Source organism: Pseudonocardia sp. ICBG1293, from assembly GCF_020131355.1.
Classification (GTDB): Bacteria; Actinomycetota; Actinomycetes; order Mycobacteriales; family Pseudonocardiaceae; genus Pseudonocardia.
In genome coordinates, this window is the sequence record NZ_JAHLEL010000068.1 from 33,466 (window position 1) to 47,851 (window position 14,386).

General features: G+C 67.7%; 11 protein-coding genes. 2 read left to right on the forward strand and 9 right to left on the reverse strand.

Translation table 11 applies throughout. The features are described 5' to 3' along the window. Nucleotides 1–174: 174 nt before the first annotated feature. The 9 genes from KPF47_RS35720 to KPF47_RS35760 all read right to left on the reverse strand — a co-directional run bounded on the left by KPF47_RS35720 (nt 175) and on the right by KPF47_RS35760 (nt 9,602). The gene (locus KPF47_RS35720; protein ID WP_224392898.1) at nt 175–492 is read right to left on the reverse strand and encodes a hypothetical protein; all 318 of its coding nucleotides are present in this window, start codon (nt 490–492) and stop codon (nt 175–177) included. Continuing rightward, on the reverse strand, nt 480–1,295 hold the full coding sequence (locus tag KPF47_RS35725) for a replication initiation protein (protein WP_224392899.1): 816 nt from the start codon (nt 1,293–1,295) through the stop codon (nt 480–482). Before KPF47_RS35725 ends, KPF47_RS35720 begins: the two co-directional genes overlap by 13 nt. Nucleotides 1,296–1,681: 386 nt before the next feature. Next, on the reverse strand, nt 1,682–2,011 hold the full coding sequence (locus KPF47_RS35730) for a hypothetical protein (RefSeq protein ID WP_224392900.1): 330 nt from the start codon (nt 2,009–2,011) through the stop codon (nt 1,682–1,684). Nucleotides 2,012–3,593: 1,582 nt separating this feature from the next. Then, nucleotides 3,594–4,751, reverse strand: coding sequence for a DUF3631 domain-containing protein (locus KPF47_RS35735; RefSeq protein ID WP_224392901.1), 1,158 nt, complete (start codon nt 4,749–4,751; stop codon nt 3,594–3,596). A 47-nt stretch (nt 4,752–4,798) separates the two neighbouring features. After that, nucleotides 4,799–5,074 (reverse strand): hypothetical protein, encoded by a 276-nt coding sequence (locus KPF47_RS35740; protein ID WP_224392902.1) that lies wholly within the window; start codon nt 5,072–5,074, stop codon nt 4,799–4,801. A gap of 169 nt (nt 5,075–5,243) precedes the next feature. Continuing rightward, nucleotides 5,244–5,588: a hypothetical protein gene (locus KPF47_RS35745; RefSeq protein ID WP_224392903.1), complete on the reverse strand. Its 345-nt coding sequence runs from the start codon at nt 5,586–5,588 to the stop codon at nt 5,244–5,246. 257 nt (nt 5,589–5,845) lie between these two features. Further along, nucleotides 5,846–8,152, reverse strand: coding sequence for an FtsK/SpoIIIE domain-containing protein (locus tag KPF47_RS35750; protein WP_224392904.1), 2,307 nt, complete (start codon nt 8,150–8,152; stop codon nt 5,846–5,848). Continuing rightward, nucleotides 8,149–9,393, reverse strand: a complete 1,245-nt coding sequence (locus tag KPF47_RS35755; RefSeq protein ID WP_224389029.1) for a hypothetical protein — start codon at nt 9,391–9,393, stop codon at nt 8,149–8,151. The genes KPF47_RS35750 and KPF47_RS35755 overlap by 4 nt, the downstream gene beginning before the upstream one ends. After that, complete coding sequence (locus KPF47_RS35760; protein WP_224392905.1) at nt 9,390–9,602, reverse strand: hypothetical protein; 213 nt, start codon at nt 9,600–9,602, stop codon at nt 9,390–9,392. The genes KPF47_RS35755 and KPF47_RS35760 overlap by 4 nt, the downstream gene beginning before the upstream one ends. A gap of 2,018 nt (nt 9,603–11,620) precedes the next feature. Between KPF47_RS35760 and KPF47_RS35765 the strand changes: the two genes are divergently transcribed. Together KPF47_RS35765 and KPF47_RS35770 are read left to right on the forward strand one after the other, a co-directional pair. Further along, nucleotides 11,621–11,800, forward strand: coding sequence for a hypothetical protein (locus tag KPF47_RS35765; protein WP_224392906.1), 180 nt, complete (start codon nt 11,621–11,623; stop codon nt 11,798–11,800). A gap of 1,515 nt (nt 11,801–13,315) precedes the next feature. Then, entirely contained in the window at nt 13,316–14,377 is a 1,062-nt protein-coding gene (locus KPF47_RS35770; RefSeq protein WP_224392907.1) for a replication initiation protein, read from the forward strand. Nucleotides 14,378–14,386: the final 9 nt, after the last annotated feature.

Here is a 14,386-nt window from a genome sequence, read left to right on the forward strand (position 1 = left end):
GATGTTGATCAGGGGCACCCAGACCCGCGGGTCCGACGACGAACGGCGCCGAGCAGCGCCCAGCACCTGAGGGCCCGTTAAGGCCCCTCAGATCCCCGTACGCGCGCCAACTCCTAATCCGGGGCAGGGAAGGAGGGCGGGACGCCTCCGGGGCTTCTGAGGGCTTCTCAGGGCTCAGAAGGCTTCCTTGAGGACGCGGGCGGCGGTCGACGCGGGCGCTCGTTGCGGACCGTCCCACTCGCCGTGCTGCCGGGCTTCGTAGAGCAGGCGCCTGACCGCGGCCTCGGTCTCACCGGTGGTGGCGATGATCTGCTTGTAGGTGAGTCCTTGGTCGCGTAGGGCGGTGACGCGGGCGCGGCGGGCTTTGGCGCGGGCGAGGTACTCGGCGCGGGGTTCGGCGACGATGGCGCGCACGGTGCGTTCGGAGACCCCGGCGCGTTCGGCGACCTCACGGGCGGTGCGTTTGCGGCGCCGAGGGTTCAGCGCTCCCATCCGAACGCCTCCCGCTCCACACGACCACGAATCTGACCAGTCTGCGCCGTCTTCAGCTCACCGCTTTTGCGGCCGCGTGCGGTTTGGATGGCGTGGAAGGTCTGGTCGTAGGCCTTCGGGCCCTGTCGCCAGAGCCGGGACCGGGTCAGGATCCAGCGGCTGATCGAGTCCGCGATCGCCCGGACCTCCGCTGCGGGGAGCGGGTCGCTGAAGGCTTGGTTGCGCTCGGCGGCTCCGGCGCGGATCGCGGCTTCGAGGCCGGCGGGGTCGCCGAAGTGGTGGCGGACCTCCCGGTAGGCCCAGCGCCGCGCGGTGGTGAACAACGCGCAGTTCCGACCCGGACCCGACGGGTCGAGCAGATGCGCCCGCCGACGCATCCAGCCCGGCTCGGGCATCGACCCCGACGACGCCAGCGGGGCGTGGAGCTCGTCGAGGCTGTAGCGGTGGTAGTGCACGTGATGGGCGTTCCAGCGCGGGTGGAACGGGTTCTTCGTCAGCAGCCCGCCGTAGTCCCGGTCCCCACCCGTCGCGCGGCGGAGCCCTTCCAGGACCGAGGTCAGGTAGTTCAGCGGCTTGAGCCGGGCGTAGTCGGTCGTGGTCACCGGCTCGGCCAGCACCCAGCCCAGGTGCGCTCGACCGGTCAGCGGGTTCTCCACGATCAGGTTCGGCAACGCATGGCTGTCCCGGGCTGAGAGCCCGCGCAGCTCGGCGTCGGGTTCGTCGCAGTCGATCACCACCAGGTTCACCATCCCCGCGCAGTTGGCCTCCAGCAGCTCACGAGCCAACGCCCACCGACGCGACATCCGGTACACCCCACGGCGCGGATCATCCGCCGCGAACGGCCGCCGCGGAAGCCACAGCGCGTCCCAGGCCTCCCACCCATCCAGATCCGACGCGGCCAGAACGTCCTCCACCGCCCGCGAGACCAGAACCGAACCAGGCGAGGGGACCCCCGAAGCGGGGGCGGGGAGCAGCTGGGGCACGGGGTCTCCGGTCGGGGTCGGGGCGGCTGGAGGGCGAGGAGCTACGCGCTCTCTTTCTGCGCGTGCGCGGAACATCTGACTTGGTTTCGCGCCGTCTCAGGAGGTTACCTCCTAGTCAGGATGCTTCTAGCTAGCGACACGCCGCGGTGCGCCGGCCGCGCCAAACACCAGGTCCGATGGGTCGCCAGTGCAGGCGTCGGGTGCGGTCACGGCCGCCAGTACGGGATCTCCTCTAGGCTCTTCGGCGCCCACGACAGCCCCGCAGGCAACCGCTCCGGCGACGACTCCTCCCGGGACCACTTCGCCCGCGCCACCATCTCCTCCATCGCGCTCGTCAGCACTCCGAGTGACTGCGGATGACACCGCACCACCACGACCGAGCAGCGCAGCACCCGCGCCCGACGCGCAGCGTCCACCAACAGCCCCGACGGCCCGAGCAAACTCCCCGGAGCGGCGGCCCTCACGAAGTACTCACGCGGCCTCAGCGTCTCCTCCACCTGCACCAGCAACCGGCGCCCGTCTCGCAGCACCTGCACGCCATCCGGAGCATCCACCGACCGCACCGGCTGGTCCCCCCGCAGGGCCTGCGCCTGGGCTGCCTGACGCGCTAACAGACGCTGCGACTCCCACCGCGCCACGTCCAGACCTGCCCGGTCCAGACGCACCGCGCCTACCGCACGCACATGCGCCACCACCGATGGCCGTGGCGCCCACTCCCCCGGGTCCCAGTCCAGCGACTCCCGCGCTTGCGCCCGCGTCGGCCACACCCACGTCGCACCGCCATCGATCCGCCCCGTCCGCACCCACCCCGCCCGCTTCCACCGCGACGCCAACCCCGACATCCGCCCCGGCGAAATTCCCAACGCCGCACCCAACACATCCAGCGGCAACCCGTACTGATGCGCCAACACCTCCAACGCCAACGCATCCCGCGCCGTCAACTGCACCCCACGCCGCCGCCCACTACCCACCACCACAATCCCCTCTCACCCATCCAGCAGAAAAACTACAACAACCCCAGTCGATACGGGTGGAAAGCAGATAGCCCATCTACGCCACAGATACACCCAGCACGATCCATTCACCTCCTCTAATCGCAGTCTGTTGACTTTGACCTCAGTCTTTCAAAAGCATTGAACTTCGCACTGATGATCTTGAGGTCGCTACCGCGACCCGGGCTGGCGGTGCCGCTCCAGGACACCTCGACCGGCCGTCTAGCGAAGCTGGGTGGTTGAGGTGTCCTGGAGCGGCACCGCCAGCCCAAAAACCGCCGAACAGCATGTCACACTACACATAGCCCCGAGAGCTAGGCCTCTACCACCCTCAATATCAACCCGAACAAGATCTAGAGCTCTCTCGGAGAAACTCGGCTCTACTTGACTCTGATCGTGGTCACAGGAGGCTGCAGGACGGGCACAGCACGTAGCGGCGAGCCGCAGCGGAGTCGGTAGTCACGCCAGTCATCGACGACGTCGAAACCAAAGGATGAGATACGTATAACGACACCCGAAATAAACCCCCAACTCATCCGGGATCACATCCCGCGCGTTGTCGCCTACACCGCAACCAGGCTCACCCGCCAGCAAAAATAACTGAAGGTCAGAAAAATGGGATTCAGGTGGAGGATTGCCAACCCCGCACTACAGTGTCATGCCTGACGCGCGCACCGTCTACCTGCACACTAAAATCGAGGAATCAACGGCCTGGAACCGCCACGGATTAACGTCAGGAAGCCGTCGCGAAGAAAGTTCAGACGCACCCGTCGCCGCCCGGCAGTCCCGGCGTGGGCTCGCTACGCCGAAGCCCGACTGCGGGCCTACCGGAAGGTCCACCACCGCTTCCCAGCAGGCGGGCGATCCGCCGGAGGAACTCCGGGACTGCACTTCACTACTACCGCAGCACTGTCACGCACGGTAATATTTCGGGGGATGTCCCGAAACGACCCCCAACCCGTCACAACCCGTCACACCCGTCACAGATCTTCCGTCTGTGCAGGTCAGACCCAGATTTTGCCTGTGACGGGTTGAGGGGGTGTGACGGGTCAACCCGTCACACCCCCTCAACGAACCGCACGCTCACATGAGCCGAAGATCCTCCTGAACGCGCCCTGACCAGCTACTACACTGCTTCGTCTCCTTCTTCGTCGCCGTCTGCACTGTCGGTGACGAGATCAGGCGTGTAACGGCGCCAGGCGTCAGCAAACGCAGCACGCAGGTAGCCCCGGGTTTGTCCGAGCCCGGCGAAGCGCATCGGGGCAGGGCGGATGTCGTACTCGGCGAGCAGTACGCCGAGACGTCGAGCGGTGAGTCCTTCGCCGCGTGGTCCGTAGTCGGTCCAGGGTGCTTCGGGGTCGGCGCGGAGGTGCCGGAGGAGCTGTTGTGTGGGGATCGCGGTCTCGGTGCCGAACGCTTGGTGGCAGTCGGCGAGCAGGCGGATGCGTTCGGAGCGGTCGTCGCCGGTGTCCTCGGTTTGGAGGGCGAGGATGGCTGCGCGGGCGCGGTCGGGCCAGTCTCGTCCGGCGTGGTCGGCGACCGCGATCAACGGTTCCCAGGTGTCAGCGGCCCGGTCTTCGACCGGCATGGCCGGTTCGGCCGCTTCGAGTGCGGTGAGGTCGTTGCGGAGCCATGCGTTCAGGCGCTGAGCGAGGCGCTGAAGGCGCGGCCGGTCGCGTCGGAGCCGATACGGCGCCACGTGTTCTCCGGGGGCTCTGCGGCGCATCTGGACCACGACGGCGCGGTCTTCGATGGTGTCGGGCATCCGTCCGATCCCGGCCAGCGCGGCCATCGCGAACGTGGAGATCGACTCGACCCGGTTCTTGTTCAGGTCGTAGCGCTTCGCGGGCCGGTTGCGTTGGTGTCCGGCGTTCAACAGTCCGCGCAGGTCTTCGTGGCCGGTGGCGGCGGGTCCGAAGATCGTGTCGGCCTCATCGACCAGCATCGTGGGCGGGTCAGCGGTGATCGACCGGTAGACCGCCGCGGGGGTGGCGTTGACGGTGATGAACGGGTCATGACACGCGCCCTCGACGACATCCAGGAGCCTCGATTTCCCGCAGCGCTTCTCCGGTGCCCGCACCACCAGGCGCGGGGCGTGCGCCCACGCAGGCTGGGCATGCGTGGCGGCAATCCAGAGTGTCACCGCGACCACGGCCGCATCCGACGGCAGGAACACGTAGCGGCGCAGCGCGGCCTCCAGGTCGTCGAGGATCACCGCCCCGTCCGGGCCGGGAACAGCGCTGCCGGTCGGCGGGTCGGGCGGGGTCGGGGTCTTGGTGCCCATTTCGGCACCTAGACCCTGACCTGCAGGTTCGTGGCGGTCGGGGGTGCTCACGTGCTCCTCCAGAAGGTCGCTGGGGTGGTCGTGGTGGTCGGGTGGTGTCGCCAGACGCGGCCGGTCACGCCGGGCTCGACCGGGTGCTCGGTCCAGGTCTCGGTCGGGGTGTAGGTGCGGAGTTCGGCTGCGGGATGCGAGTCGGGGTAGCGCCGGGCCGCGGTCTGCATGGCGGTCAGGTCGGCACGCCAGTACCAGCGCCCCTGCCAGGGCCCGTCGACGAGCACCGCCAGCTCGGCGCGTTCAGGCCCGTCGGCGGCCCGGGCAGCCATCCGGGACGGTCGGGAGACCCGGTGCTGCCGCGTCGCTTCCGGTCCTCGCCCGCCGGGGCGGGCTGTGGTCCGGGTCGACTTGCCCCCGACCCCGCGGTCGCTCGGGGCGCTGTCGGGGTGACCCCGGTGTCGGGTGTCAGTGCTGACCAGCCGAAATGCTGTTGGGTGGTCATGCCACGGCCCGGTCGTGGATCCATTCGTCGATGTCGCCGTTCGGCGGGTAGCGGCGCCGCAGCAACTCCGTGAGGGACGGCAGCCGGGCCAGTCCCGCTTCTGCGTAGGCGACGGAGATGGCCTTGCTGGCGTCGCGGAGGGCGGTCCAGTGCGCGTGCCGGAGGTCGGCGACCTCCACCCCGACCCTCGCAGCAACCAGCAGCGGCGCCGACGGCTGCGCCCGCCCGAGCACCGCCGCAAGGACGACCGGGTCGACGAACCCGATCACCTCCAAGGCCTCGGCCCGGTCGCTATCGGTGAAGCGCGGGGCCGGGTGTGGCAGCCCGCGAGACGCGAGCACCTCGGGTGGTTCCAGTCGGCCAGAGTGGTGACTGTGTGTGGTCATGGGGTCTCCTGTTTTCGGCATGCCGAAGGGGAGGGAGGGAGGCGTCGAGGTGCCTTCTTCCCTGCGTGTGAGCGGGTTTCAGAGGTGCTGGAGTGGGTGGGTCCCTGGACTCCCTGAGTGACTGTCAGTGCAGATCAGGGCAGGGAGGGAGGCGTCAGGGAGGTGGGAGGGAGAACTCCCTGCCTCCCTGACGCCTCCCTGACCGGCTCCGGCTAGAAGTGGCCCTTCTGGCCGAGCCCGTTTCCATCACTGTCGGTGATGGATTCGTGGGCGGTGTGGGCTTCGTTGTGGGCTTCGTGGAGGCGTGCGGTGTTGAGGACCATGACGCCGTCGGACTTGTAGGGCCGCGCCTGTTCGGGGAGGGCGTCGGCGAGGCGGGCGAAGGTCCACGAGCTGTAGTGCGCCCGGTCCAGTTCGGCGAGGGCGGCGAGTGCTTCCTGGGTGCGCATCCGCTTGGCTCCTGCCTCGGCGAGGACGTGGAGCAGGTCTTCCAGGAGATCCCGCTGCGCGGCCGGTGCCGGTGCCGGGCTGGTGGCGAGCCCGGCTTCCTGACGGAGTTTCACCGCTCGTTCGACGATCGGTGTCAGTTCGTCGGTGCCGTCGCCGCGTGGGATGTAGAAGCAGCGCATCAACCCGTCGCGGGGGGTGAACCCGGAGGTCATGGCGGTGCCGAGGTCACCCAGGTCGACCGTGCCGTCAGTGTTCACGGTCATGGGGCGCAGCGTGGTCGCCGAGATCCCGGCCTGGTGCTTGCCGGTGCCGAGGATCGCGTCGTTGCCCTGGTGGTCGCCGATCGCGAAGCACGCCCGGTTGGACAGGACTTTCGCCACCGCCCTCGGCAGGGACTCCGCCGAGGGCACCGGTGTGGCGAACAGGAGTGTGACTCCGTACTTACGGCCCTTCGCGACGATCTTGCCCACCAGCTCGGCGGCCTCGGCGCCGACAGGGGAGACGAACAGCTCCTGACACTCATCGATCACGACCACACGCGGGCGCATCGACCGATCGCTGGTGGCGAGCTTCCGCGTCAGCTTCGGCTCGCCTGCCGCGGACAGCTTCCGTCCTCGTTGCGACAGCTCCGACATCAATGCCTTGAGCCCGTCGAGGACCGTCGGCACCTCGTCCGGGTCGTCGGAGACGAACAGCGTTCGGGCGACCGGCGCGAACGGGTCGTAGTCGGCGTTGTGGGCCATGCAGTAGATGTCGATCTCGACCAGCGGGTCCAACACGGCCCCGGCCAGGGCGGTGATGATGAGGGTGGACTTGCCCGATCCCATCATCCCGGCGACGCCCCAGTTGCTCCCGAACAGTCGCGCGTTCACCACGTTCGCCCGCGGGTCGACGCTGACCGGGACGCCGGTGAAGTAGTCGGTCGTCCCCTCGGTGAGCAGCGGCCACGGCGCCACCGGCCTGGTCAACGAGCCCTGGTCGGCGACCCACAGGTCCAGCACCCCCGGCTGGTCGCGCGGCTCGGTCGGCCACACCTCCACCGGCAGGCGGAGCAGGTTGTGGGCCAAGACGTCCTTGCGTCGGTTGAGCATGTCCACGGTGACGCCCTCGGGGAGCAGGAACTGGCAGTGCCAGCCGCGGCCGTCGTGGACGGGTGGCTGGATCCAGCGCGGCTGCCATCCGGCCTTGAACTTCGCGTTCAGCGCGCCCATGCCCAGGTGGCGCAGCGCGTTGACCACCGCCCGCTCGTCCGGGATCACGTCCCGACCGCCGGTGTCGTCCTCGCCGGGGGGTGCGACCCAGGTCGGGACCTCGGTCCGGGCCCGGCCGAGCGCCCACAACCCGATCACCATCCCAGCCAGGGCAACAGCACCGAGCAGGGAGGCGTAGATGGTCACGAACATGACCACCCACGCGACCGCGTCGATCACCCCGACGATCGGGGCGACGACCAGGGACACATCGCGTGCGGCGATCGCGAGGACGACACCGAGGCCGACCAGCAGGCCCAGCACGCCCAGGACAGCGGTCCCGGCGGCACGGACCCAGGCCAGGGGGGCGTTGACCCAGTCCATGACCCGCCCGTGACGGCGGGCCTTTTCGGCGGTGTCGCGGGCCTCCCACTCCAACAGGCGCTCGTGGTCGCAGGCGGCCTCAGCAGCGCGCATCTGACGCTCGTAGCGGGTGGTGCCGTGGGTGTCCCGCCACCGCGACACCAACACACCGGCCCCGGAGAACACGAACCACGTGTTCCTGACCAGGCCTTTCGCCGTCGACACCGCTGTCGTCGAGGTGGCTACAGTGACGGCATGCCGTCGTGCCGTCACGACGTCATGACGGTAGAGGCCCTGCCGCGACACCACCCCAGTCCCCGGCGCCCTGGAGGTCGTGGTGTCTGTCTGCGGGCCGCAGGCCACGATCTCGCCCTCGACCACCACCGGCTGGTCGGTGTTGTCGGTGCGGTGGTGTAGAGAGATGACCGGCGCCAGCTCGTCCCCTGATGACGCGTGGTGGGCTGGGCTGGCGCCGCCCACCTTCTCGTTCTTCCCCCGGCCGTCGTCGCGGTTCATCGCGCGCCCCCGGCGGGCTCATCACGGAGCTGGCGTGCCCGCTGTGCCGAGCAGCGCAGGGTGCGGCGGATCGACTCGGCCGAACACGGGTCGACCCGGCCGTCGGCGACCGCGGCCCGGAGCAGCCGTCGAAGATCATCCAGGCTGCGGGGAGTCGGCCCGGTTTCACGATCATGGTCGGGGTCGACTCCTAGGGTCGACGATGATCTTGGGTGGGTCGACTGTCGCAGGTCAGGCCTCGACTCCCGATCCGGCTCCTCCGGCGTGCGGTCGAGGACGGCGACACCCCCGCCATGATCATCGTCGAGGTGCGGGTCGACCCCAGAGTCGAGGCCCGGGTCGTGGTCGGTGGTGAGCTGCGAGCCGCCGTATCCCGCGCTCTCGATCAGGGCGGCGAGGGCCGAGTCCCAGTCATCCGCGATGCCGCTATGAGGGGCCGGCGTGGCCGGTCGTCTCGGCGCCGTCGTTGCGGCGAGAGCCCGGCGGCTCACCTGGAAAATGCCGGTGCGGTAGGTCAGGGCGGCGGTCCCGTCCGGGCTGATGACCGCGACCGCGTCGGCGATGGCGAGGCGTCGCGCGCGGTCGGTCTTCGCCGCCACCAGCGTCTCCAGTCGCGCCGTGCGGCGTTCGGCTCGCGAGCGCGGTGCTCCGGCCAGGGTGAGCTGGTGGGCGAGCACTCCGGCGATCGAGACGACCGCCATCACCACAGCGGCGGTGACGCCCTGGTGGAGGCCGTGGAGCAGGTTCATCGAGGCGGCGACCAGGGAGAACAGCACCACCCCGGCCTGCAACCCGGTCACCGGGCGCTCCGGGGCCTGGTGTCGTGAGGCGACGACGGCGAGAGCGAAGACCCACATGCCCAGCTCCGTGATCCCGGCCAGGAGGACGCCGAGCGGTCCGTAGAGGTGGGCGCCGTAGGCGGCCATCGCCGGAGCCGCCAGGCAGAAGGACAGCAGCGCGATCGGGTAGATGAGCAGTTCGACGATGTGGGCGGAGGCCCAGGTCAGAGCCCTAGAACGTGCTGCGGCACGTGCGGATGCACGTTCGGTCCGTCGGCGGTCGGCCGCGGCCCGGTCAGCCCGGGTCCTTTCCCCGCGGGCGGTCTCGATCTCCAGGCGGCGCCGCGCAGCAGCGTCAGCGGCCTCGCGGGCGAGGCGGGCCTCCAGGGCGCGGGTCTCGCGCCGCTCGGCCGCCCGTGCTGCAGCCCACGAGTAGTTCGAGGAAGAGGATGTGGTGGTCACGCCTCGGCCCTCCCCGCACCCATCTGACCAGCCGAAACCTGCCCAGCGGGCGTTACAGCGGCCGGTGAGACGGCGTCTGCGGGGCACTGTTCGGCCCGCGGAGAAGAAGCCGGGGCGAGGCGGCGGGCACGCCGCAGGCGCAGCTCAGCGGCGATCCACCAGCCGACCGTGAAGCCGAGCGGGGCGGTGAACCACCAGGTCAGCCACATGGTCGCCCCCCCCGAGGGCGGCGACGACAGCGATCTCGACGGCCCGGTCAGCGAGGCCCCCGGCGATGCGGTGAAGCAGCGCGTTCATGCCGCCTCACCACCCACAACAAGCCACTGACCAGCGAAAATTCGCCGGACAGGGAGCGCGAACAGCCGCGCTTCGGCGTCGCCATCTGAAGGCCCACTGGGCCCGTCGAGGTTTGCGAGGAGGTCGCCGTAGAGGCGGTCGATGACCTGTTCGGTCAGGCCGTCCGGACACCAGCCGAACTCGGGAATCCCCAGGTCAGAGCCTGGATCGGGGTCGCTGTCGGGCGACGATGGAAGAAAAGTTCCACCCACTGGTGGAGACACACGGATGCCAAGGGCAGCATGGCCCATAGCCGATCACCTGCCTTTACAGGTTGTTCGGTTAGGTCACCGCCCCGGAGCTCAATCCGGATCGGCGACCGCAGCCCGCCGGGCGGCGGAGTCGCTTATCCAGCAACTCACGCCCCCGGCGGGCCTGTCAAGCACCGATCCTGAACCGGCCTGAACCGGCCTGAACCGGCCTGAACCCCCGCGGCTTCTGTCACGGAACGTGACAATCAGCTTGCGATCCCTAATTTCTAATCATTCTTGCTGGTCAGGGCGCGTTCAGGACGGTCTTCGGCTCATGTGAGCGTGCGGTTCGTTGAGGGGGTGTGACAGCTTAAGCCGTCACACCCCCTCAAGCCGTCACAGGCAAAATCTGGGTCTGACCTGCACAGACGGAAGATCTGTGACGGGTGTGACGGGTTGTGACGGCTTGGGGGTCGTTTCGGGACATCCCCCGGAATCTCACTCTGGGTAACTGATGTGGCGTTGCTTCACGACTCTGGTCCATGTGCCGTTGCGGCGAGGATTTTTCGGATGGCGCACGAAGGCGACTTCGCTTCGGCGTGACCGTTGCATCGGATGTTTCTTGGCGTTTTGTTTCTAGACGCCGGATTGCCGCTGGGGGCTACCACTCGCCCTAGCCGAGGACTCGACCCTGGTGAGCGTTTCGTTGTCGCCTCTGATGAGCGCCCGGGGGCCGTGCTGCTGGGTGCCTGGGGACGGCCTGGCAGGGCTGAGTGGGTCCCGGATTGGCTTATTATTGGTTCGGATTTTCCCGGATTTGCATAGATCATCTCCGGGGTGCTTGCCGGGGAGTCTCGGGTCGGCGTCAGGCGTGCCGGGTGTGGCAGCGAGTCGGGGCGCTGGGAGGGGCCGAGATCGGCTTTGAAGTGGCTGGGAGCACCTGTGAAACGGCGTTGTTGGGTGTCTGGGGTGTTGCTCGGCGGGGGTGGGGGTGTGACCTGTGGTGTGGGTGGGTTGGGTGCCGCTGGGCCCGCCGGACACCTCGACCGCCCTGCTTCGCGGTCGGCCGGTCGAGGTGTCCGGCGGGCCCAGCGACACCCAGCTTTGGGGCACGGAGTGCCCCAAACAGTGGAGTACGAAGTTCAATGCCTTTTCAGTGAGCTTGAGAGGGTTGAGGCGTGGGTGGGTTATTTGCGTGGTGCGTGCCGGTTTGTAGTGTGCTGAGTGTGTTCCTACGGTTGCTCCTGGTGAGGTTCTTGACCAACGGGGGGGGGGCGTGTTCGCATGCGGTCATGCTTACGAAGAAGTGCGCATCTGCGTCTCGTGTTATCGGGACGGTGTTGGTTGTGGCTGTTGCGATGGGGTCGGCTACTGGGATTGCTGCAGCTGCTCCGGTGGTGTCTTCGGCCTCTGCCGTTTCGGTTCCCTTGCGAACTGTTGTGGCTACTTCGAAAGCATCTGCCGCTGAGGGAGTGGATGAACTCGCCTCGGGCTTGGATGTTATCGCTTCCATCCCGGACTCGGCTTTAATTAGCGATTCAGCGCTTCAGCAGTGGTTCTCGACATCTGAAGGGGCAAGTCTGAAAGCCCGAGCCGCCGCTCTGGGGCAGTCGCCACAGCGAGGAGTTGGGGATGTCGCCGATTGCGCTTCTGCTGTTGGTCAGGTGATCCTTGGAGTCGGGGTTCCGGCGGTCCGGCTATTGAAGATTAAGAAGCTGATCAGTGAGATGGGCGGCGTGTGGGAGTCGGCTAAACTCCTTGCCGGGGCGGGGACTGCGGCGGAGAAGGGTGATGCGGTGATGACAGCTCTGGGGTCTTTAATCGGTGAGCTCTCGGGAATCTCGGGGGTAGTCAAGGCGTGCCCGAAGCTGTTTAAGTAATGCCGTCTGCAGTCAAAGCGTGGGTGCCTTGTGTCTCCGCTCTGTGTCTGATAGCTGCCGTTGTCGCATTCTTCTTGGGGTGGTGGCAGATTGCCGGAGGGCTCGCAACTTCATGCTTGCTGCTCTTGCTGCTAAAGACAATGGGCGCGCCCCCCCGTGATCACTTCAATAAAAGTGGTGTTACTGACAAGCTGAGCAAACAGGATATCGCGGCGGTTCGCGCTTACAGAAAGAAGAACCCTGGGGCGAGTTTGCTGGATGCGGTGAACGCTGTAATGAAGGATCGCTGATTATTTTCTGGCCCGGTGTGCAGATTCTGATCTGCTGCCATCAGAATTTCGATCGGAAGACGGCGAGTTCGTGGGCAAGTCGATCCGGACCGGAGCCCGCCCCTGGCGGGTGAGGACCGGAAGCGGCGCGGCAGCCCGTCTTTTCGGCTCAGTGCAGCGACCCGCCTGCGCGGGACCCGTTCTTTGCGATACCCACTTAGCCGGGCTATGTGTATAGCTTGCTCCGCCGGAGGCGGGGCCGTGAGGGTCCTTCCGGGTGTCGCGGCCGGGGGTGAAGCGTCCGTGCGGAACCGGCACCCGGCCGGAGATCATCAGTGGATGCATAGGTGTGCTCGCCGTTGATCTGCTCGCTGTTGATCTTGCGGTGGATCAGGTCGAGAGTGCTGCCGCGCCGCTTCCGGTCCTCGCCGCCGACCCGGCGGCTGTGGTCCGGGTCGGTTTGCCGACGACCGCCCGCGCGGTCGCAGCGAGATCAACAGCGAGCAGATCAACAGCGAGCGAGCAGACCCATGCATCATCTGATGATCTTCGGTCGGGGGCTCTGTCCCGGTGCTGGTCGTGGTCGCCCGGGTGCCGCCTTCGGCGGAGCAAGCTATAGGTGTAGGGCACCTAAGAGGTCGTTTCAGAACGACTTGTCGAGTTTCCATTGACCCCTCGACGACAGATCAAACGGCAGGTCAGATAGCCGCTTGTCGTCTACAACAGACACGTCGACCTCGTTCTGAAATGACCTCTAAGTGGGTGTCGCGAAGGAGTGGTCCCCGGTGGGCGGGGTCGCTGCGCTGGCGGTGGGGGTGTCGGTTCGTGTCCGCCTGCGGTGGAGCGGGTTGTGCGTTTTCTTCATGAAAACGTCGAGGGGTGCCGGGCGCGCGTCGTCGTCGTCGGCGGTCCCGGTCGTGGGGTCGGTGGGGTCGTGTCGGTGGTCGGCGGGGTCGGCGCGGTGGGTGCTGGTCGGTCCGCGTGCTTCGTTGTCCGGTGCCTGGTCGTGCAGGGGGTGACTTGCCGGGGTGACCTGGGGGTTCGTGACAGACGGGCCTGTGACCTGGAATTATTCGAGTAGGAATCAAGCAACAAGCCAAGTCAGAGTTTCGCCCGAAGCGCAGCGAGGGCGCCCCCGGGGACCCGCGCGTTAGCGCGGGTCCCCGAACGAGGACAGGGCGAAGCTCGACGCCTTGAACCGGCACCGCCCCCGAAGGTGCCCTGATCCCCCGCTGGGAGGGCCTTCGTGCCCGCACCGCCTCTACTGGCTCCCCCCACGGCCAGGGAACAGGCCCTGAGAGCCTCTCTGAGCGCCCCGATCGACGACCCCGGGTATCCAGTCGGGGGACTGCCGTTTGAGGCCGCACGCGAGATCTGGGAGCGTTTGTGGACGTCGCGGTACCCACTTGCCGCCGACGCCTTCGACGACGGCGTCTGGCGACAGACGAGGGAGGAGGCGATGACCCGGATGCACGTCGAGACCCACCCCAAACACGTGTGGGGTCTGATCGGCCAGGACGTCGACCACCCCGACGGCGCCCTGCGAGCGTTGTCGAGCACCGGGAACCACCCGATGCCGAACGTGATCATCGAGAACCCCGTCAACGGCCACGCCCACCTCGGATGGACCCTGACCGTCCCGGTCACCACCACCAACTACGGATCACGCCGATCGGTGCGTCTCGGCCTCGCTGTCGAAGAAGCATTACGGGTCGCGGTCGGCGGCGATCCCGCCTATACGGGCCGGTTGATTAAAAACCCGTTCCATCCTCGCTGGCTCACCCACTGGATCCACCGCGAAACCCGCACCCTCAACCAACTCGTCCCCACCCTCGCCGCCGCCGGGCACATGCCGACCCGGGGCTGGCACGCCCGCCGCCGCCGCGAACCCGTCGGGTATTCCCGTAACGAAACCCTGTTCCACGCCGTCCGGCATTTCGCTTACCGGGAGATGCGTCACCACTGGGGCGACCCCGACAGTTACCGGGCCGCGATCGCCCGGGAAGTCGGGATCCGCAACGCCGACTTCGGAATCCCCCTCGGCGCCAACGAACTCGGCCACCTCGCCCGATCCATCTCCGACTGGACCATCAACTACTCCAGAATGTGGAACGACGGCCCCGCCGCCTACGACGCCACCTTCTCCGCCATCCAAGCCGCACGCGGACGCAAAGGCGGCCGAGCAGGCTCCGGACGCAACGGCGGACTCACCGGAAACAGCCGCCCAGGAGGACTCGCGCGTGGCGTAATCCGGGCGGACGAGTCATGGCAGCTCCAAGATGAGATTAGGAAAGCGGGCCTGGTATGACCGCCCGTA